At 37.8% G+C, this 21,607-nt stretch carries 21 protein-coding genes; 14 read left to right on the top strand and 7 right to left on the bottom strand.

The genetic code is table 11. The features are described from left to right. Positions 1–76 precede the first annotated feature (76 nt). Positions 77–2,584 (bottom strand): YfhO family protein, encoded by a 2,508-nt coding sequence (locus tag BLR60_RS06300; RefSeq protein WP_090497920.1) that lies wholly within the window; start codon positions 2,582–2,584, stop codon positions 77–79. A 129-nt stretch (positions 2,585–2,713) separates the two neighbouring features. Here BLR60_RS06300 and BLR60_RS06295 point away from each other — a divergent pair, with 129 nt between their 5' ends. The 4 genes from BLR60_RS06295 (at position 2,714) to BLR60_RS06280 (ending at position 6,284) form a co-directional block, all read left to right on the top strand. Further along, a complete protein-coding gene (locus tag BLR60_RS06295; protein WP_090497919.1) occupies positions 2,714–3,799 on the top strand; it encodes an alginate lyase family protein in 1,086 nt (361 codons plus the stop codon). A gap of 59 nt (positions 3,800–3,858) precedes the next feature. Beyond that, positions 3,859–4,365 carry a GbsR/MarR family transcriptional regulator gene (locus BLR60_RS06290; RefSeq protein WP_090497917.1) on the top strand — a complete coding sequence of 169 codons (507 nt, stop codon included), beginning with the start codon at positions 3,859–3,861 and terminating at the stop codon, positions 4,363–4,365. Between the two features lie 178 nt (positions 4,366–4,543). Beyond that, a complete protein-coding gene (locus BLR60_RS06285; protein ID WP_090497915.1) occupies positions 4,544–5,359 on the top strand; it encodes a thiol-disulfide oxidoreductase DCC family protein in 816 nt (271 codons plus the stop codon). A gap of 4 nt (positions 5,360–5,363) precedes the next feature. Next, complete coding sequence (locus BLR60_RS06280) at positions 5,364–6,284, top strand: TIGR01777 family oxidoreductase (RefSeq protein ID WP_090497914.1); 921 nt, start codon at positions 5,364–5,366, stop codon at positions 6,282–6,284. 217 nt (positions 6,285–6,501) lie between these two features. Here BLR60_RS06280 and BLR60_RS06275 read toward each other — a convergent pair whose 3' ends face one another. The 3 genes from BLR60_RS06275 to uvrB all read right to left on the bottom strand — a co-directional run bounded on the left by BLR60_RS06275 (position 6,502) and on the right by uvrB (position 9,222). After that, positions 6,502–6,750: a DUF4834 family protein gene (locus tag BLR60_RS06275; protein ID WP_086548156.1), complete on the bottom strand. Its 249-nt coding sequence runs from the start codon at positions 6,748–6,750 to the stop codon at positions 6,502–6,504. Positions 6,751–6,877: 127 nt separating this feature from the next. Continuing rightward, a complete protein-coding gene (locus BLR60_RS06270) occupies positions 6,878–7,075 on the bottom strand; it encodes a YwbE family protein (protein ID WP_090497912.1) in 198 nt (65 codons plus the stop codon). Between the two features lie 104 nt (positions 7,076–7,179). Continuing rightward, positions 7,180–9,222 (bottom strand): excinuclease ABC subunit UvrB, encoded by a 2,043-nt coding sequence (gene uvrB / locus BLR60_RS06265; RefSeq protein WP_090497910.1) that lies wholly within the window; start codon positions 9,220–9,222, stop codon positions 7,180–7,182. A 182-nt stretch (positions 9,223–9,404) separates the two neighbouring features. Between uvrB and BLR60_RS06260 the strand changes: the two genes are divergently transcribed. Continuing rightward, positions 9,405–10,565 (top strand): ATP-binding protein, encoded by a 1,161-nt coding sequence (locus BLR60_RS06260; protein WP_090497909.1) that lies wholly within the window; start codon positions 9,405–9,407, stop codon positions 10,563–10,565. A gap of 122 nt (positions 10,566–10,687) precedes the next feature. Here BLR60_RS06260 and BLR60_RS06255 read toward each other — a convergent pair whose 3' ends face one another. Together BLR60_RS06255 and BLR60_RS06250 are read right to left on the bottom strand one after the other, a co-directional pair. After that, entirely contained in the window at positions 10,688–13,060 is a 2,373-nt protein-coding gene (locus BLR60_RS06255; protein ID WP_090498021.1) for a M1 family metallopeptidase, read from the bottom strand. A gap of 11 nt (positions 13,061–13,071) precedes the next feature. Beyond that, on the bottom strand, positions 13,072–13,656 hold the full coding sequence (locus BLR60_RS06250; protein ID WP_090497907.1) for a HupE/UreJ family protein: 585 nt from the start codon (positions 13,654–13,656) through the stop codon (positions 13,072–13,074). Between the two features lie 184 nt (positions 13,657–13,840). On the opposite strand from BLR60_RS06250, the gene BLR60_RS06245 reads away from it, so the two are divergent. The 9 genes from BLR60_RS06245 to BLR60_RS06210 all read left to right on the top strand — a co-directional run bounded on the left by BLR60_RS06245 (position 13,841) and on the right by BLR60_RS06210 (position 20,713). After that, complete coding sequence (locus BLR60_RS06245) at positions 13,841–14,350, top strand: DUF6702 family protein (protein ID WP_143009037.1); 510 nt, start codon at positions 13,841–13,843, stop codon at positions 14,348–14,350. 135 nt (positions 14,351–14,485) lie between these two features. Next, positions 14,486–15,754 carry a DUF7033 domain-containing protein gene (locus tag BLR60_RS06240; protein ID WP_090497903.1) on the top strand — a complete coding sequence of 423 codons (1,269 nt, stop codon included), beginning with the start codon at positions 14,486–14,488 and terminating at the stop codon, positions 15,752–15,754. 88 nt (positions 15,755–15,842) lie between these two features. Continuing rightward, positions 15,843–16,487: a uracil phosphoribosyltransferase gene (upp, locus tag BLR60_RS06235; protein WP_090498019.1), complete on the top strand. Its 645-nt coding sequence runs from the start codon at positions 15,843–15,845 to the stop codon at positions 16,485–16,487. Positions 16,488–16,552: 65 nt separating this feature from the next. Next, the gene (locus tag BLR60_RS06230) at positions 16,553–16,882 is read left to right on the top strand and encodes a low molecular weight protein tyrosine phosphatase family protein (protein ID WP_090497901.1); all 330 of its coding nucleotides are present in this window, start codon (positions 16,553–16,555) and stop codon (positions 16,880–16,882) included. Between the two features lie 250 nt (positions 16,883–17,132). Further along, positions 17,133–17,822 (top strand): YjjG family noncanonical pyrimidine nucleotidase, encoded by a 690-nt coding sequence (locus tag BLR60_RS06225; RefSeq protein WP_090497900.1) that lies wholly within the window; start codon positions 17,133–17,135, stop codon positions 17,820–17,822. A gap of 74 nt (positions 17,823–17,896) precedes the next feature. Then, positions 17,897–18,601 (top strand): proline and serine-rich protein 1 family protein, encoded by a 705-nt coding sequence (locus BLR60_RS06220; RefSeq protein WP_090497898.1) that lies wholly within the window; start codon positions 17,897–17,899, stop codon positions 18,599–18,601. A gap of 19 nt (positions 18,602–18,620) precedes the next feature. Then, positions 18,621–19,139 carry a DinB family protein gene (locus tag BLR60_RS06215; protein WP_090497896.1) on the top strand — a complete coding sequence of 173 codons (519 nt, stop codon included), beginning with the start codon at positions 18,621–18,623 and terminating at the stop codon, positions 19,137–19,139. Positions 19,140–19,180: 41 nt separating this feature from the next. Further along, positions 19,181–19,312 (top strand): hypothetical protein, encoded by a 132-nt coding sequence (locus BLR60_RS25300; protein ID WP_262502256.1) that lies wholly within the window; start codon positions 19,181–19,183, stop codon positions 19,310–19,312. A gap of 75 nt (positions 19,313–19,387) precedes the next feature. Next, the gene (locus BLR60_RS06210; RefSeq protein ID WP_090497895.1) at positions 19,388–20,713 is read left to right on the top strand and encodes a flippase; all 1,326 of its coding nucleotides are present in this window, start codon (positions 19,388–19,390) and stop codon (positions 20,711–20,713) included. On the opposite strand, the gene BLR60_RS06205 is transcribed toward BLR60_RS06210, so the two are convergent. Then, entirely contained in the window at positions 20,714–21,397 is a 684-nt protein-coding gene (locus BLR60_RS06205) for an FkbM family methyltransferase (protein WP_208600583.1), read from the bottom strand. Positions 21,398–21,607: the final 210 nt, after the last annotated feature.

Below are 21,607 nucleotides of genomic sequence, written 5' to 3'. Positions count from 1 at the left end.
CATCGGCTCTTGATTAAAAACAAAAAACCCCGTAAGATCAAATCCCACGGGGTTTAAATATATTTCAATAATGCAGTTAAGCTTTAACCGCTTTCTTTTTCTTTTTTTCTTCTGAGTAAAATCCAAAACCTAATCCGGCCAGTAACAAGATCGATCCTGCTAAAGAGATTTTCTCTCCGGTGTAATATGACGTTGGATGGAAAATAAACTCAAGTTTATGGTTACCTGCCTCTAATTGTGCCGCACGTAAAACATAATCGGCTCTAAAGTATGGCTTCTCTACTTCATCAACATACATTTTCCAGCCCTTATCGTAATAGATTTCCGAAAACACGGCAATTGCATCTTTAGCGGTTGAGTATTCGTAAGTTAAATGATCAGGATTATAACTGGTTAATTTAATAAAACCTTCCTGACCGGTTCCTAATCGCTTAGTATCAATCAGATTTTTGAACCTTTCGTCAACAATAGCTTCTTTTTTCGCATCAAAACTGCTGATTCCCTTCATCTCTTCATCAGCATTTTTAGCAAACTGTACACTTTGTACAAACCAGGCATTACCCGCTGCTGTTGGATTACGCTGCATTTTATACGATCCGTTTTGCTGATCCTGTGTAATGATGTACTTGGTATTTAACATGTCAAGAACGTCTTGATTAACACTTTTAGTAAACTGGTGCTGAATGAGCTCATCAAAACGTTTCAGTTTAGCCGCATGATAACCACCAACTGTTTTATGAAAGTTAGAGGTGCTCGCATCACTAAAAGTATTTATGGAAGCATCATACACCCTAAAATCCGGGTCTTTATCTGCCATAATAAAATTATCAACGTCTCTTGGCTTAAAGAAATCTGAAGCCGTTTTTTTGTACTCAAAGTTTTGGTTATTCAAATATCTACGGTCTACCTGCCACATATCTACCAAAACAGCCAATGCTAATAACCCTAAAGCCAGTTGCGTGTTTAATTTTTTGGTAATAAATGCCCAAACTATTCCGAAACCGATAACCACAAAAAAGAATGAACGCAGCGCATCTGCACGACCTATTGCAATTCTATCTTCTACCAATCCATTTGCTATCTTTTGCGCAACACCTGCATTATTCTGCAAAGTCTGCGTTAAGGCCTGCACAATCTGCATATGGTTTGATGCTTTAAAACTGAAAAACAGTGTAGGCACAATGGCTACAATTAAAGCAAAACCACCGGTAATGGCGGCAGACCAGGTTAATTTTTTGATTAGTATTTTTTGCTCGATATTTCCATCCTGGATTTCCTTAATGGCTAAAATGGCCAATATTGGAACCATTAAACCAACTACGGCCAAAATTGATTCAACCGCTCTAAACTTATTGTATAGTGGAAAATAATCAAAGAATAAATCGCTTATAAGCGGGAAGTGGCGGCCGAAAGAAAGCAGTATAAATAATACTGTTGTTGCTAGTATCCACCATTTTAACCGACTACGCACTACGAATAATCCAAAAACAAATAAAAAGCAGATAATTGCACCGAAGTAATAACCACCTTGTGTAAATGGTTTCTCTCCCCAATACTGTTGCATATTTAATTGTCCACCCAACTGCTGAATAGCTTGTGTTGTCTGAGTGGGATCACCTCCGGTAATTTCGGCCACAGCCTTATACATATTGCCTTCAGGATTCACCAGTTTATCAATACCAGAGGCACCTCCATATAAATCAGGAATTAAAAAGGTAAAACTTTCACCAACGCCCTGGCTCCACTGATAAGCATATTCTTTGGACATGCCTGCACCTTTTTCTGCAGTCCCTGTTTCTGTAGCCGTTAAATTAGATTTACCACGGTTTGTTTCTTTTGCATACTCTGCTGTAGACCATAACAAACTTGCATTAATCATGATCGCAATAGCGACCGAAAAAGCTAGAAAAGCGAATGATTTTAACAGGTTTGGTATGGTTTTATTTTTAAATGCCTGGTAAAATTCTACAATTACGAATATAAAAATAGCCAACATCAGATAATATGTCATCTGAACGTGGTTCGTTCTGATTTCGAGGGCTAAAAATAATGCAGTCAAACTCGCCCCATACCAATATCTGCCCCTCAGGGTTAACAATATACTCGCTATTATTGGCGCAAAAAAACCAATTGCCAATGCCTTACTGCTATGTCCGCTTGCAATTAAAACAAAATTGTACATGGTAAACGTAAAGGCAATTGCACCTGCCGCAGCCAACCAGGGATTAACTTTTAATACAATAAACAGGAAATAAGCGCCTAACAGCAATAACAGAACTGTACCTGTTGGATTAGGAAGGGCTTTGGTGATTAACGCAATGCCATAAGTAGCTCCGTTATAGGCGTAAGGAACCCAGATTTGATAAGCCGGCATACCGCCAAACATCTGGTTGGTCCAAAGTGGCGCCTTACCATCTTTTTCTTTAAAGTCCATAATTTCCTTTTGCATCGCTTGCGATTGGATCACATCGCTTTGCGCGGGCGCTTTGCCTACTAAAACAGGACTGAAGTAGGCAAAAGTAATGACTACAAAAAATGCAATAATGGCCAGGTGTATGCCATTTTTATTAAACCAGTTATTCATTAAGGTTTGTTTAAGTTTAAACGAATGTCAAAAATAAAAAATTGGGCGGTATAAAAAAGCAATAAATGAAATGCATGCTGAATAAAAAATTAAATTTGTGACAGATAATAAAAATTCAACCTATTTATTATGAGAAAGTTTGTCGTTACACTTGCGCTTGCTACCATATCTTTTTCTTCGTTTGCGCAAATTGTAAGTTTAAATAATGATGAAATCGAAAAGCTAAAAACGCAGATCAAAAATGATGGGCAAACCAAAAAACTATATCAGGGCTTTGAAAAATCGGCATTAAACTATCTAAACGAAACACCCAAGCCGATTGATACCATCAGAACGGAAGGTTTATTAAAAGGAAATCCTAAAAAAGAGAAAACCAGATTAGCCCTGGCAGATATGAATAAAATGTTTGCACTGGCCTTACAATACCGGATTACCAGTGATCGGAAATATTTAAACAAATGTGCAGAATTTCTTGTTGCATGGGCAAAAATCAATAAACCAAATGGTGATCCTATTGACGATACCAATCTGGATAAAGCCATTGAAGCTTACGACCTGATCAAAAAAGATATCCGAAGTACAGACAAAAAACAGGTTGAACAATGGCTAACTGAAACAGCATGGGCGGAGATTAACAGCAAGCGAATGAAGGCTGGCAGAGCTACCGCCATTAACAACTGGAACGCGCACCGTTTAAAAGAAGTAGGTGAAATTGGTTACACTTTAAACCATCAGGATTTTATCAAATGGACCATTGATAATTTAAAAAGCCACATCAATATCAATTTATATCCCGACGGACCAAGCCTGGATTTTAAAGAGCGTGATGCCATGCACTACCATGTTTATGATCTGGAACCCATGTTAAAACTGGCTATTATGATTGATAGGGCAAAGGGACCTAACTTCTACACTTACGAATCACCTAAAGGATCATCAATCAAAAAATCTATGGAATGGATGATTCCGTACATTAATGGCGAAAAACAACATGAAGAATATGTAAATACCACCGTTAAATTCGACCGCGACCGGGCGAAAAACAATGAACCCGGATTTGCGCCTGGCACCATGTTTAAACCAGATTTGGCTTTGCCCGTATTAAAGCTATCAGTGTATTTCGATGGTACACAAGCTGAGCTGTTAAAAAAAATAAATAATAACGATACCAACTGGCAGATGATATTAGATGAGATTCAACGCGGGAGCAAATAGTCAGAAAAATAAACTTTCAATAATTTTTGAAAGTTTAATAATTGTTTTTATTTTTGTATATGGAATTAGCAGCAGCAAAATTAAAATTCATAGAAGCCTGGGGAAAATTAGGTTCCGAATGGGGAATTAACCGTACCATGGCTCAGGTACATGCGTTATTGTTAATTTCTCCTGAAGCACTTACTACGGAAGAAATTATGGAACAGCTCAGCATCTCCAGGGGAAATGCAAATATGACGCTCCGCGACTTAATTGGATGGGGTTTAATTGAAAAACAACATAAAGCAGGTGAGCGTAAAGAATACTTTTTTGCCGATAAAGATGTTTGGAATATTGCACGCCAGGTAGCTAAAGAACGCAAAAAAAGAGAGTTAGAACCTGTTTTAAAAGTTTTAAATGAGCTATCGACAGTAGTGGGCGATGAAAAAGATCCGGAGTACAAAACCTTTAAAAAATCAGTAAGCGATATTAACAAACTTGCGGTTAATGTAGATAAAACTTTAGAAACGATGCTTAAAGCGGAAGAAAGTTGGTTTTGGGGCTCGATATTGAAAGTGTTTAAGTAGATTTGAGAGGGGAGACATGAGATTTGAGACAAGAGTAGCAAGATAACAGTAGCAAGTATCAAGATAGATTTACCCTAAGCCTTAAACCCTAGACCTAAAAAAAGCCTTACCCATTGTTCGGCTTTATTTTTTAACTTAAACTTTCATTATTTACTGAAAGTATTAAAATTTAAATAAAATGAAAACACTTAACAACCATGTGATTTTATTTGATAATGAGTGCCCAATGTGTCATACCTATACCAAAGCCTTTGTAAAATCAGGCATGTTGGCACAAGACGGTAGACAAGCTTATCAGGAAATACCGAAAAGTGCTTGTCCACTGGTAGACTGGCAAAGGGCAACCGATGAAATCGCACTCGTCAATACTGAAACCGGTGAGGTTACTTACGGCATCCAAAGTTTATTCAAAATTATTGCACATGCCATGCCTTTTTTTAGCCCTTTATTGGTGTTTAGCCCTTTTGCTTATCTGATGCAGAAAATTTATGCATTTATTTCTTACAACCGTAGGGTGATTATTCCGGCAGCAGTTAAAGAAAACACCTTACAACCTACTCTTAACCTATGCTATCGTATTGCGTACCTGCTTTTAACCTGGGCCATCACCGCTTATATTTTAACTGATTACGCACATCTTTTAACAGACTTTGTTCCATTAGGCAGTAAATACCGCGAATATTTAATCTGTGGCGGGCAGCTGTTCTTTCAGGGCATGATCATTAGCTTTTACAGAAAAGAAAAACTTTGGGATTACTTAGGGAATATGATGACCATTTCTTTTGCAGGCTCGCTTTTGCTTTTGCCCGTTATAATACTGGCCGGATACTTCAGCTTTCAGCCATTATTTTTCCTATTATACTTTTTAATGGTTGCGGGATTGATGTTTTTGGAACATATCCGTAGAAGTAAATTATTAAAGTTAGGCTGGTTGTTGAGCATTACCTGGGCACTTTACCGCTTAATTGTTTTGGGTTTAATCTTAATTTTATAACGACATGAAATACGGAAAAATTATACTGGCCGGCGGAAATGGCTATTTGGGTGGCATATTGGCCAACTATTTTAGCAACATGGCGGATGAAGTGATCATTCTGACCAGAAAGCCACAAACTGAAAAAGACCGCATTAAAACATTGGTATGGGACGGCAAAACCATGGGAGATTGGACCGACAGCCTGCAAGGGGCAGATCTTTTGGTTAACCTTTGTGGCAAGAATGTAAACTGCAGGTACACGAAAAAAAACAAAAAAGAAATTTTTGATTCAAGATTGATCCCCACCCAATTATTAGGCAAAGCGATCGAAGAAATGGAAAATCCGCCAAAACTTTGGATCAATATTACTTCTGCCACCATATACCGCCATGCAGAAGATCACCCACAAGATGAATTTACAGGCGAAATTGGAAAAGGTTTCTCTATTGAAGTTTGCAAAGCCTGGGAAAGCAGTTTTTTTGAAACCAATACACCCAATACACGAAAAATAGCGCTTAGAATGGGTATTGTTTTAGGTTTGAAAGATGGCGCTTTTCCACGTTTACTTAACCTGGTTAAACTGGGTTTGGGCGGCAAACAAGGCAACGGCGAACAGTACATGAGCTGGATTCACGAAGAGGATGCTGCAGCTAGTATCGAATGGTTATTCAATCATCCGGAAATTGAAGGAGTGGTAAATTGCACGGCACCAGAGGCTATTAAAAATCATGTTTTGATGCACAGCATCAGAAAGGCCTTTGGTTGCAACTTCGGCTTGCCTGCCCCAGCCTGGTTATTGGCTATTGGTGCAAAAATTATCGGAACGGAAACGGAACTGATTTTAAAAAGCAGGTGGGTTAAACCAACCTTACTGCTAAACAGTGGATTTGACTTTAAATACCCAAACATTCAGGGAGCTGTTGAAGATATTTTAAAAAAATAAATGTTAGCCTGCTGAAAACATAATGCATTTAGATACTTCGTCAAGCTCAGTACACGCTCAGCTCAACGAGACAAATTAGAAGTAAAATTCAATTATAATAGCCTGCTTTTACATTTTCTATAAGACCCTGAAATAAATTCAGGGTGACGATGACACAGGAGAACTAACAACAGAGTTACCTTAACAAAAAACCCCGAAACAAGTTCGGGGTTTAGTTTTATTTCACTTCTTCGTAGTCTACGAAATCTCCAAGTTTATCTGTTTTACTTTGATCGGGTTTTGGTGGCATATAATCTATAGAAATAGAACCTTCAGGTTTTGATCGCCGCTGTTGCTGCTGCCCTGTAGCCTGACTCTGCATTTTGCTAGCCAGGTTATTAAACAGCATGGGCAGAATTAACCTAATCAACATTCTGATGAGCCAAAGTACCAATATTGCAATAAATATGAATTTTACTAATGCCATGCTTTAAATTACTGTTGTTACAAATATAGACGACGTAACATTTATTTTGTTACTTTTTAGGCCTTTAATTGCAATCCGATTACAAATATAATACGCAAATCAGGCTATAAAGGTTTTATTAGCTGCATTAATCTTCAACAATCTCAGCTACGCGGCCAACCTGACCATCTTCAAGTCTAACTTTTATTCCTCTTGAATGAAATGCAGATGAAGTAAGCAGATCTTTCACCACACCGTAAGTGATGTTTCCCGATCGCTGATCTTTCTTTAATATGATGCCGACTTCCAAGCCTGGATAAATGTCTTTTCTATTTTGCCCGTCCATTTTGTATTGTATAATTTAAGCTTCAAAATTCCAAAATTATTTTGAATGTTAAAGTTCGATGTCCAACTGTCCCAAACAATTTATTGGATAGTCTCTTCAAATCGTTATTTGCCGAATTTTTCGTTAAACATTTTCTCTAACGCAAACATTTCATCACGCAGCTTTGCAGCTTGTAAAAAGTCCATATCTTTTGCTGCTTTCTGCATGTCCTTACGGGTGGTATCAATTGCTCTTTGCAATTCGGCTTTACCCATATACTGTACAATTGGGTCTGCTGCAATACTAATTTCGGCATTTTCAACGTAGGCCCTGGCTTTATTATCACTAGCTTTTTGCGAGAAATCGAGCACGGAGGTCTGTTCTAAAATTGCTTCTCTTGATTTGCCAACAGTTTTTGGTGTAATGCCATTTTCAAGATTGTAGGCGATTTGTATATCCCTGCGCCGGTTCGTTTCTGAAATGGTTTTTTCCATACTCTCCGTAATACCATCTGCATACATGATCACCCGGCCACGATCATTACGGGCGGCACGGCCAATGGTTTGGATAAGCGATTTCTCAGACCTTAGGAAACCTTCTTTATCTGCATCTAAAATTGCTACCAAAGTAACTTCTGGTAAATCCAAACCTTCACGTAAAAGGTTAATACCTACTAAAACATCAAATTCGCCTAAACGTAAACCACGCAGAATTTCTACCCTTTCTAAAGTTTTAATTTCGGAGTGGATATACCTGGTTTTGATGTTTAAGCGATCAAGATATTTGGTTAACTCCTCAGCCATACGTTTGGTTAAGGTGGTTACTAAAATGCGTCCGCCATCTTTTATCGTAATGTCTATTTCGTCTAAAAGATCATCAACCTGGTTAATGGCAGGCCTGATTTCTATAACAGGGTCTAATAATCCGGTAGGCCTGATGACCTGTTCTACTACCACACCTTCCGATTTTTCCAATTCGTATTCTGCCGGAGTAGCACTCACATAAATGGTTTGTGGTGCAAGTGCTTCGAACTCGTTAAAGTTTAAAGGCCTGTTATCTAATGCGGCCGGTAAACGGAACCCATACTCAACCAATGATAATTTTCTCGATCGGTCTCCACCATACATGGCCCTAATCTGCGGAACGGTAACATGGCTTTCGTCAATAACCATTAAATAATCATCAGGGAAATAATCCAGTAAACAAAAAGGCCGCATACCAGGTTGTCTTCCATCAAAGAAACGGGAATAATTTTCGATCCCGGAACAATAACCCAATTCTTTCATCATTTCAAGATCAAAATTCGTCCGCTCTTCCAGCCTTTTGGCTTCTAATAAGTGTCGGTCGGCAATCAATTGATTTTTACGGATCTCCAATTCCTCCTGGATACCCCAAATGGATTGATTGAAACGGTCTTTCGGCGTAACAAAAAGGTTGGCCGGATAAATAGCCATATCTTCCAGTTTTTCGAGGGTTTTGCCTGAAACAGGATCAATTGCCGAAAGTTCTTCAATATCATCTCCAAAAAAAGAAATGCGGTAGGCATGGTCCAGATAAGCTGGATAAACATCAACGGTATCGCCTTTTACCCTAAAAGTTCCCCTTTTAAATTCGGTTGTAGTACGCGAGTATAAAATCTCGACCAAACTATGTAAAAATGCATTTCTCGAGATCCGCAGCCCTACACCAAAGCGAAAAACCATACGGGAAAAATCTTCCGGATTACCCATACCGTAAATGCACGATATAGATGATACTACAATAATGTCTCTCCTGCCACTCATTAGCGATGAGGTGGTACGTAAACGCAACTTCTCGATCTCCTCGTTAATGCTCAGGTCTTTTTCGATATAGGTATTGCTCGAAGCGATAAAGGCTTCTGGCTGATAATAATCGTAGTAAGAAACAAAGTAATTTACCGAATTTTCGGGAAAGAAATTTTTAAACTCCCCATAAAGCTGCGCGGCCAGGGTTTTATTGTGACTTAAAATCAAGGTGGGCTTTTGGGTCTGCTCGATTACATTGGCCACCGTAAATGTTTTTCCCGACCCCGTTACGCCTAGTAAGGTTTGATAATGTTCGTTAGCGTTTACACCATCTACCAGCTGTTTTATCGCATTAGGCTGATCTCCGGTAGGTTTATATTCTGAAGTGATTTTAAATTTCATGAGTATATCAAATATACGATTAACGGCTAAAGAGTAAAACAGGCGAAAGTCAGGAAAGTTGTAAATTGATTTTTATGACGAACCTCAAAATCCAATAGGACATTAGAAGGTTTAAACACACACTAACATAGTAAATCAAAAGTTAAACTTTCGATTTACTATGTTTATGCATATATTTGTATATGTTGATTATCAGAAATCTCTCAGTTCAATTAAGAAACAGGCTTAAAAAGTCTCCGGCTATTGCTATTCTCGGACCACGTCAGGTTGGAAAAACGACACTTGCCAGAGATTTAAGTAGTGATTATATATACCTGGATATGGAAAACCCTCGGGATGTTGCGAAATTACAAGATGCTTATACTTTTTTGGAAAGTCTTCAGGATTATACAGTAATTATAGATGAAGTACAACTATTACCCTCATTATTTTCCATATTACGTCCCTTAATTGATGCTAAAAGAACACCTGGAAGATTTATATTGTTAGGATCTGCTTCTCCAGAATTGGTTAAAGGAGTTGCTGAAACACTCGCCGGTAGAATTTCTTACAACGAATTATGTCCCATCGGATTAAATGAACTATCGGATAACATTGGTTTCGAACAACATTGGTTTCGGGGCGGATTCCCAGAATCCTTACTATCAGAAAACGACTCGTTTAGCAAAGAATGGCTCGATGATTTTATCGTCAGTTATGTAGAAAGAGACTTAGCGAAAATGTTTGGTGTAGATTTAGCTCCAATGCTGCTCAGAAACTTCTGGAGTATGCTTGCTCATTTGAATGGAAATTTATTTAATGGCGAATCTTTTGCCAGATCATTAGGCGTTAGCGCACCTACGGTAAACCGGTATTTAGATTTTTTAGAGGGGGGCTTCCTCATCAGGCGATTGCAGCCTTGGTTTGTTAATGCCAAAAAACGGCTAATTAAGTCGCCTAAAACATATATAAGGGATACGGGAATTCTACATCGTTTATTAAATATTTCAAGCTATAATGATCTTTTTGGTCACCCCGCTGTTGGCGCATCCTGGGAGGGTTATGTAATTGAGCAGATTTATCAGATGAAAGCCAAACAGACTGAGCTTTTCTTTTACAGGACACAAACTGGAGCAGAATGTGATTTAATCCTCGTTCAGGGTATTACACCAATCGCATGCATTGAAATTAAACTATCTAATGGGCCATCAGTATCAAAAGGCTTTATTAGCTGTATAAATGACCTGGAACCGAAGCACAAATACATCATTACACCAAAAAGCGAAACTTACCCGTCTTCAAATGATATAACAGTAACTAACCTGAAAAATTTTCTGTTGAATATTTTGCCTCAAATTCAATAAAAACTCCCCATTGAAAAACCAATGGGGGGTTTCAAAAAGTTTCTTCATCCTAAAGCTTTAAGATTCCCATCCGATAGCTATCGGATCAAGTTGGGAATGACGATCGGAGAAATAATGATACATTATTTCCCAGCGGCAGCCTGCATTGGGTTTTTACCAATCGACTGGCCTCTTACGGCGCCACCAGCTTTTGCTTTGTATACTTTAAACTTACTTTCTTTTGCCTTACCACCCCAGGTATTGTTAGATGTATCAATATCAGCAGTTTCGCGTAATGGATCTATCAAAATAGAGGCTACTTCTTTGTTCTTTACATAGAATTTAGAAGTTTTAAGCTCATTATGCCTCCAGATTTGTGCAGGGATACGGTCTATTTCTTTTGTACCATCTTTATAGGTAAACTCTACAATGACAGGCATTACTAAACCGCCCTTATTGCTAAAACTCAGTTCGTATAAAAACTGGTTGGCATATTTACTTTGATCAGCATCTGCAACTGCTTCTAAAGGCGGCGTCATATCCATTTTCGTGGCTGCAGTGGTATCAACAGTTACCAGACCTCTATCGTATTTATAATAAAAATCCTGAGCCGCTGTGTTTTTATCTACATAAAAGCTAACTTTTTTGTCTTCGCGGTTTCTGATTTTAGAAATATCCTCAAAAGCATTTACAGCAGGCTTGTCAATTTTAACCATTCTCGATCTGGCAGCAGGAACTTCTTTAGGAAAATCGGCTTTTGCAAATTTCACGCTATCCAAAGATATATCACATGGATCGGTTCCGTAAAACCACCCCCTCCAAAACCAATCTAAATCTTCGCCACTGGCATCTTCCATGGTACGGAAAAGATCAGCGGGTTGAGGATGTTTAAAGGCCCATCGCCTCGAGTATTCCTTAAATGCATAATCGAAAAGTTCTCTTCCCATAATGGTTTCGCGGAGGATATTTAAGCCTGTAGCTGGTTTCGAATAGGCATTTGGACCAAAACGTGCGATATTTTCAGAGTTGGTCATAATTGGCTCCAGCTCATCCTTAGGCAGTTTCATGTAATCTACAATAGTATAGGCCGGTCCTTTTTTACTTGGAAACTTATTATCCCAAAGTTCTTCGGTTAAATACTCCACAAAAGAATTTAGCCCTTCATCCATCCAGGTCCACTGGCGCTCGTCACTATTTACAATCATTGGGAAAAAGTTATGCCCAACTTCATGAATAATAACCCCTAACATGCCATTTTTAGTGCTTTCGCTATAAGTTCCATCTGCATCAGTACGGCCATAGTTGAAACAAATCATTGGATATTCCATTCCATTTGCGGCTTCGATACTTTGCGCAACCGGATAAGGATATGGGATGGTGAAATCTGAATAGGTTTTAATGGTATGGGCCACCGCGCGGGTAGAAAACTTGCTGTACAGATTGTAAGCTTCTTTCCCGTAAAAACTCATACACATTACGGTATTGTTATTGGCCTGAATTTTTTGAGGCATGGCATCCCAGATAAATTTGCGGGAAGAAGTCCAGGCAAAATCGCGCACATTATTGGCATTAAAAACCCAGGTTTTTTTAGCGGTAGATTTTTTGGTTTCTGCCTGTTTAGCTTCAGCCAGGGTTTGGATTTCTACAGGTGCAGCAGCTGTTTTAGCAGCGTTATATCTGCTTAACTGAGTCGGACTCAACACAGCACTATAATTGATACACTCTCCTGTCGAACCCACCAAATGATCTGCCGGAACAGTCATTTGCACTTTAAAGTCGCCAAAAGTTAAGGCAAACTCGCCTCTACCGGTAAACTGATGATTTTGCCATCCCTGAAAATCGCTATATACACATAAACGTGGGTACCACTGGGTCATGGTAAACAGGTAATTTCCATCACCTGGAAAAAACTCGTAACCACCACGGCCTCCAACACTCATCCGATCAGAAATTTTATAGTTCCAATTGATATTGAAGATGAATTTTTGTCCGGTTCTTAAAGCTACAGGCAAATCAACCCTCATCATGGTTTTGTTAACCGTATAAGTTAAGCTTTTACCGGCAGCATCTGTTAATTTCGTAATATTGATGCCATAACCATTGTTACCTGTTGCGCTTAACTGATCTAAATTTTTAGTGGTACCTACCGCAGGCATTTTAGTCGCATCCTGGTAATTGGCATTTCTATCCGTACTATGCTCGTTTTCATCAAGCTGCAACCAGATATAAGTTAAAGGATCAGGGGAATTGTTGGTGTAGGTGATGGTTTCAGCGCCTGTTAACAACAGATTTTTTTCATCCAGTTCACATTTGATGTTGTAATCGGCCCGTTGCTGCCAATATTTAACACCAGGTGCCCCACTGGCTGTACGCTGTTCGTTTGGCGTGGGTAAAATGGTGCCTAACTGCTCAAATTTATTCCCATGGTTACTGCCTGGATTATTTTGAATATTTTGGGCCATAGCCACACTTCCAGAGAAGAAAAGCAGGCCGGTTAAAGTAAATAATTTATTCATTGTATATTTCATTAAAAAGGAATTCGTTCTAAAGCCATTTTTAAAGCCAGGCTAAATACGGCTGCTGATATAAATAAAACCCAACTCATTCGTTTTATGCGGGTATAATTAAAAATGAAAAAGGTAATCAATAAAATGATGATCACCAGAAAAATCTGCCCTGCCTCAAGCCCGACATTAAAGCCAAATAAACCCCAGCCAATATTCTGGTCTTTGGCCAGCATGATTCTGATGGAGTTTGCAAAACCCATTCCGTGGATCAATCCAAAACCAAGTGCCAAAAAGTAATTGATCTTGATTGATTTTAAAGAGAAATTTTTTCTGAACAAATTGCTGATTGCCGTGATGACGATGGTACAGGGAATTAAAAATTCTACCCACTTGCTATCAAACCTGATGATATCCAGCACGCTTAAAAGTAGGGTAAATGAATGGCCAATCGTAAAGGCCGTAACCAATATGAGTACCTGTTTTATATTAACATAGCTGTAAATAGCCACCAGCGCTAAAACAAATAGCTGGTGATCTAAAGCATCGGCACTGATAATGTGCTCCCAACCCAATTTAAAATAAAAGATAAAATCTTGTAAGGGCATGAATAATAATAAGCTAACTATTGGAATGAAATAGTTTACAACAGTTAAAATTATATTTTTTAATTATAAAAACCTTAAATATCCGGAAAACAAAAGCATAAATCCTAAATTTGTTACTGTTTTGTTATTTAAACCGATAATTTGGTTTAGCTTTAAGTCATACCTTTGTTCTTTTCAATAAAAAATGATGTGTAAATTAAAATATATCCTGCTGTTTTTGTGCTTTTCCTTTTTTTCCGTTAAAGCAGGGATAAAACACCCGCTGCATGTAAGTACAGCTGAGATAAACTTTAATGCCAGGGATAAAACTTTAGAAGTAAGCTGTAAAATCTTTTCAGACGATTTTGAGGCAATTTTGGCTAAATTATATAAACAAAAAACCGATCTGAGCAATCCGAATATGAAAAGTGCTATGGATGAACTGGTCAAAAAGTACCTGCTTACCCATTTGCAGCTAAAAGCCAATGGTAAAGCTGTTGCCATGAATTACATTGGATTTGAGATCGACCATGAAGCCACTAACATTTATCTGGAAGTTGAAAAAATTGCAGCCATAAAGTCAATTGAAGTTACTGATAGCATTTTATACGATATGTTCGATGACCAAATGAGTATCATACATGTAGTAAAGGGTGGCAACCGTAAAAGCACCAAAATCCTGTATCCGGAAAAGAAATTCACGGCAAACTTTTAACGCTCAAGTTTGTATTAAATAATGATTCGGTGTTAAATTACCGTTAATTAATGGTCAATATTTGTTAGGTTAATATTAGGCTAAGATATATTTCTTGTAATCTTTTTTTAAATACAGCGTTTGTTAAAATAAGTTATGCAGCTAATCATCTTCTCCAATATATTAACGCCCAGGATTAAATATATCTTCAATTTTATTTTTAAAGATATTCTTAAAGCAGAAATAGAGTTTACGGGCAACAGTCAATATTTTTTGCAGAGTGAACATATTAAAATCAGCTACGGCAATGAGCCTTTAAGCGAAGAAATTTTCTTTAAAAGCACAGCTTTGCTTTTCTCCAGTAAATTAGAAGAAATTAAACCCAAAACGATTTCTTTTGGAGAATATCAGGTGCCTTTTCCGGTCGATCGGTCTGCTTTACCATTTGATGTTTTCGCGGCTTCCTTTTTTATAATCAGCAGGTACGAAGAATACCTTCATCAGCGCAATACGGAAGGAGTGTTTAAAGCGTCTAAAAGTTATCAGCATAAATGGCGGTTGCTGCATAAGCCGGTTATTGATGAGTGGGCATTGATCATTAAAAGTATCATCAAAAAGAAACATCCTGACTTTAAATTTCAGGAAAAAAAATTTCAGCACCAGCCTACCATCCATTTCAGTATGGCAACCCATTTCCCTGGGGGTTTTTTAAACAGTACTAAATTTATTTTCAGTGCTGCTTTTAAAAAGGAGAATAACTACCTGAAAACTAAATTTGACAGGGTAACAGGAGTTGGAATTAACAATGAAGAAGTACTTGAGCAGGTAGAAGAAATTTTTGCTTCCAAAAAAAGCAATCCACTTTATTTTGTCGATTTCCCTGATGTTCCTATGGATTACATCAGAACAGACCGTATTTCGAAAACCTTGAATAATCAGTCGGTTGGTTTGCTGAGGCCCTGTGCCAGTGACAAACAAAAGATGACCGAGATTAAAGAGGGTTTGGTTAAGCTTAAAAAAATACATCCAAATCTGATCATGTTAACCAGCCAACAGCTGGATGCGTTGAAGTTTCCCATATGCTATTTAAATGTACTTAACTCTGGCATTACTGTTGATTATTCAATGGGTTATGAAAATGTAATGGGGTTTCGGGCAGGAACCTGTACACCTTTTAACTGGTATGACCTCCAGCTGGAGAAAGTTACGCCTCTGGTGGTTAATTCATACTGCTTAACCGACCAGATCCTGCAGTTTTTAACAAGAGAAGAAGCAACAAAAGAAATACATCAATATATTGACGCCGTTAAAGTAGTAAATGGGACTTTTTACAGTAGCTGGAACCTAAAAAGCTTGTCAGATTACCCTAAATACAAAAAGTTAAAATCACTTTTCGAAGACATGCTTCAGTATTCAGGGCATTAATTTAGTTAGCACTATTCAGTTGAGAATTGTTACATTTAATCATTAAACAACATTTGCCGTAAATCTCTAATATCCCAAAAACAACATGATGATTTTTGATATCAGCAAGACAAAATCTATTGCCAATACCTTCATTGCCGAACTTCGGGATGAGACCATCCAAAAAGATTCGATGCGTTTTCGCAAAAACATGGAGCGGCTTGGTGAGTTTTTCGCTTACGAGATCAGCAAATCACTAAAATACGTTGATAGGGAAATTGTAACCCCTTTAGGTTTATCAACCTGTGAGGTTTTAAACGAACAGCCTGTTCTGGCCACTATTCTCCGGGCGGGGCTTCCACTTCAACAGGGCCTGCTTAATATCTTCGACAAAGCTGAATGCTGTTTTATTTCTGCTTATCGCAAAACAAATAAAGGAGGCGATTTTGTCATTCAAATGGATTACATTTCTACTCCTGATTTAGAAGGAAAAGTTTTGATTATGGCTGATCCGATGTTGGCTACAGGACAAAGCATGGTGATGTGCTGTAAAGAGCTGATTAACCGCTACAAAGTAGCTGAGCTTCATATTGTTGCGGCAATAGCGAGTGCCGAAGGTGTTGCCCACGTACGTGCCCACCTGCCTAAAGCAAAACTTTGGTTCGGAGCAATAGACCAGGAAATGACCAGTAAGTCTTACATCGTACCAGGTCTGGGCGATGCCGGGGATTTAGCTTATGGAGAAAAAGTTTAAGTTAGTCCCAAGTCTAGAGTCTTTAGTCCAGAGTCATTAGTCTAGAGTCTGTAACGTTCAATATAATGAATATCCTCTTTGTATGCAGTAGAAATAAATGGCGAAGCGCAACTGCCGAAACCATGTATAAAAACCATCCCGATCATCAGGTAAGATCAGCTGGAACCGAGCCGTCTGCAAGGATTAAAATCAGTGCAAAACTGATCACTTGGGCAGATATGATTTTTGTAATGGAGAAAAAACATAAACAAAGAATTACGGAGCGTTTCCCTAAGGAATTTTATGAAAAAGAAATAATCACTTTGGATATTCCAGATGATTATCAGTACATGGATGAGGAACTTATAGAAGAAATTGATTCAAAAGTTGCCCATTATCTATCCGAACCTGGGTGACTATTCTATAGTTTGGTGTCGCACCGGTCGAAATGAAATTAGGAAACGAGCGTTCAGTAGTCCTTAGCCGCATGTAGTCCCGCTTTCATTTCAAGTCCTCGCTGCGCTCCGGGCTTTACATTGCAATCGGGTTTAGGAACATAGGCTTCTGAACTCAGTATCCGGAAAATGAAAAACGGCGATAAATAATAGAACTCACATTATCTGTAAATCAATAATCATTAAGTTTACCTTTGTGAAAATTTCATAAATGAAAAAACACATCTTCTTCGACCTTGACCACACGATTTGGGATTTTGACCGCAATGCCGAAGAAACACTAAACGAGCTTTATCATACTTATCAGTTAGATACACTTGGCCTTAAATCTTGTGCCGATTTTATTAGTACTTATACTGAAAATAACCATCAGCTGTGGGCCGACTATCATCTGGGCAAAATCACCAAAGATTTTTTAAGATCGGAACGCTTTAGCAAAACTTTTATTCAACTGGGTATTCATCCTGATGTAGTGCCGCATCAGTTTGAAGATGATTACGTTAATATTTCGCCTACCAAAACCAATTTATTTGAAGGTGCAGAAAATGTTTTGGGTTATCTGCAGCAAAAATACACGCTCCATATTATCTCAAACGGTTTTAAGGAAACCACCTTAACCAAAATGGACCTTTCTAATCTTAATCCTTATTTCGAAAACGTAATTATTTCAGAAGATGTTGGGGTAAACAAACCTAATCCGATCATTTTTGAATATGCATTGGACAAAGCAAAGGCTTTAAAGGAAGAAAGTATCATGATTGGTGATAGTCTTGAAGCGGATATTTATGGCGCCTTGAACTTTGGCATGGAGGCTATCTTTTTTAATCCTTTACAAAAAGAAAAGCCTCAAGATGTTAAAAGGGAAATCTTTCATTTAGAAGAATTATTAAAACTTTTTTGATCATACTCCTTTTTTGGGGTTTTGGCATTTGTTTGGCGTTATCCTAAACACACACAAATGAAACCTTAATTAAAATGAAGAAAACCATCTTTTTAGGATTGGCAATGCTCTTTGCTACCTTAAGTTTCGCTCAAAATAACCACAGACCTGCAGAAGTATTTTTAGAAATCGTTAATCCAGGCAAGTACAACGTATATTTAGATGAGGAACTTGTTTCGTCATCCAATGGTAGATTCCGCTTTTACGATGTCTACAATTCTGCACCAATATTATCTATTATTCAGGGCAATACCGCAATGTTGAAACAAGAGATTACGGTGACTCCAGAACAAAGACTTGTTTTGAAATTGGAAGGCAATGAGTTAACTACGCTAAAACAGATGAATATCTTTCGGAACAGGCAATATGCACTTGATGACTTTGATGGATACACGGGAGATTATAATACAGGGATTGTTCCGCCAATAAAGCCGCAGCCAGATCCGTATTATAGATTATTATCTCCGGAGGCTTTTCAGGAATTTTACACGGGTTATAAAAAATCCAGTTTTGATAGCGAAAGGGTAAGATTGATCAATGCGATCAGTAAAAATGCTTCGTTTTCCAGCAGTCAGAGCAAACTTATTCTTAAAACATTCACATTTGATGAAGAACGATTGAAAATCTCTAAAATTCTTTATCAAACCGTTGTAGACCCACAAAATTATTTTACAATTGCCGAGACATTTGAATTTCCTTATTACAAAGATGAATTCTTAAAATATTTGGAGAAGCAGTAATTCAACTTATCTTTATTATATGACGGCTGCTAAAGTAAAGGCATCAATACATCGAGTGGTTGATGCCTATAAATCGAAATTATCAAATTACCCTGATGATGTTTTTCAAATTACGCCTCCAATTTCTGGCTGGAGTTATAGCGAGGTATACTCACATATTTTTGACTCGAGCCTACTTTCATTAATTGCCTTTGAACATGCCGCAACCGGCAAAGGCGAAAGCAAACCGACCCACTTTATGGTAAAACTGATTTTATTACTGGGCGCATTACCTCCGGCACAAAAATATAAGGTACCAAAACGGCTGGAAGAGCGCGTAAAAAAAATCAGCAAAACAGAAGCCCTTGACTTTATTTTGGAATTTGAAAAAGCTTTGGATAATAATTATCCGTTGCTTGCACATGCAAAAGCCAATAGCAAAACGAAACACCCCAGGTTAGGTTATTTAAATGCTAAACAATGGCTTAGGTTTATAGAGATACATTTAAAGCACCACTTACAACAGTTAGAAAGAATAGAAAAGAGTTTTCAGGCGTAAATTAATTTCGCCATATTTGGTTAAACCTAAGTGCTGTGCTCATGAAATATGCTTTTTATCTCTTCATGCTTACTGTACTTTTTGCCTGTAACCTCAGTGGAAAGAAAGAAAGCACTCAAGCGGTTATTCCAACACCAACCGGGCTTCAGGGACTGCAAAAAAGCGAGGGCTAGTCTTCAAACAGACGATAAAATATTTTGAATTTACGGCACCTTACTTAACGCACATTTTTTTACATCTTTGCGTTAATGAAATTACCCGCCATAAAAGGTTTTGATGAAGAAGCATTTAACAAGTATTTAAAGAATACAGGATTGTTAATGCTTGGAAGAATTGGCAGTTTGGCTATAAAAATGGCTGTTAGCATTATGGTGGCTAACTATTTGCTAGCCTATAACAATGGTATTTTAACAAGCGCGATTGCTTATACCTATCTTTTTGCGTCTATTGCCGGCCTTGGCCTTGATCAGTTCATTGTAAAAGAGCTTCATCAGTTCCCGGGCAATAGAGATAGCATATTAGGAACAGCATTTTTGTTAAAAGCCACTGCTGGATTGATCTGTATCCCAGCTATCTTTCTGGCCTGGACCATCCGTCCGCTTTCTGATATTCCGTACCATATTATACTCATACTATCCTTTGCAGGTTTGTTCCAATCCTTAACTGTAATCGATTCTTATTTTCAATCCGAAGTTCAGTCGAAATATATTATGCAAGTGCAGATTGTTGGAAATTTTATATCAGCGCTTACGAAAGTTATGCTGATTATGTTTTCGGCAAAATTGATCTATTTCGTGTATTCATTTCTTTTTGATACAGTTTTGTTATCTGTGGGTTATTTTTATGTCTATCATCGTAAAGGCAGGAATATTTTTAACTGGAATTTTAATAAAGAATTAGCCATCAAATTACTCCATTTTTCGTGGCCACTAATTATTTCAGGAATCATGGTTTCGGTTTACATGAAAATAGATCAACTGATGCTAAAAGAAATTATGGGGCAGAATGGAACTGCAGAGGCTGGAGCCTATGCAACGGCAGTAAGCCTTAGTGAAGCCTTAAATTTTGTGCCGGTAGCTATTGTAACCTCACTTTTTCCTGCCATTTTAAACGCAAGAAGAGACAATCCGGAGCGGTATCAAAAAAGACTTCAGAATCTATATGATCTTATGGCCTGGTTAAGCCTTGCATTTGCCCTGTTTGTAACCTTTGCCGCACCATATATTTATAAGTTGTTTAATCCAGAATTCGCATTTGCAGCACCTGCATTGGCCTTACATGTATGGGGAAGTATTTTTGTTTTTTTAGGTGTAGCCAGTGGCCAATATCTGATTGCCGAAGGATTTAGCCGCCTTACTTTTATCCGTACGGGCTTTGGGGCAGTGGTTAATATTGTATTAAACTTAATCCTAATTCCAAAAATGGGAATGATTGGCACGGCTATAGCTACTGTAATTGCGTATTTCTGTTCTACTTTTTTAATTCTGCTATTTAAAAAAACACGAAAACAGGGTTACATGATGTTAAAATCACTCTTCCTTATTACCGCATTCCAAAAAATATTTAACCGATAATTATAAACGGTAAACGCAGGTACGTAAAGTTTTTGCAAAAAAGGTATAACCCTTGTCCTTTAAGAATTTGTATATCGGTGAATGGCTAAGGTCATCAACATTAACATTTTCTTCCACCAAAATCACACCGGGTTTATATTTATCCCAGTTATTGGAAAGTAAAACCTGATAATCCAGGCCCTCAACATCAATGCTTAAAAAATCGATAATGGTATTGGCCGGCAGATGTTGATCCAAAACATCACTTAAAGGCAACACATCAATATCAAGTTCTTTTATAATTTTATATTTACCGGATTCGGCATCGATTCTTTTCGAAACTTCTTCAGAAAAGCTATTTAACGCAGGCTCATTAAAACAATAGAATTTTAGTTTGGTTTTTTCAGGTCCTATGCCAATGTTTAAATTAACATCTCTTTTTCTGAATGTATTAAAAGCACCAATTGCAGATGGGGTGGGTTCGATGTTAATCCCTTTCCATCCTCGTTTATAAAAGTAATTGGTATTGGAATACCTTACCGGGTGATGTGCCCCAACATCAACAAAGAAGCCCTTATATCCTTTTTTCTGCTCATAAATCGCCTTTAGTATCATATCCTCACCATCTTGTGAATATGATTTGCTATAGGCGAAATAATTAACAGGTAAATATTTTAACAGGACCTTCTTTATCGCTTTAATCATAAAATTTTATTAGTTAGTTTCGAATTTATCGACTTCAAAACTAACTAAAAAGTGTGAATATTAGCCTATCAGGCTTAACTGTCTTACTGATTAAATTACTAAAATCCGCAAAAATTAAAACGCATGTAATTTGGCCGTACGGGATGGAATACATAAGGGCCAACTGGTGCCGGTTGGCGTGTACTATTATGATTACTGCCACTCTTAAAG

Source organism: Pedobacter terrae (genome assembly GCF_900100705.1).
Lineage (GTDB): Bacteria > Bacteroidota > Bacteroidia > Sphingobacteriales > Sphingobacteriaceae > Pedobacter > Pedobacter terrae.
This window is presented reverse-complemented; position numbering and strand designations above follow the sequence as displayed.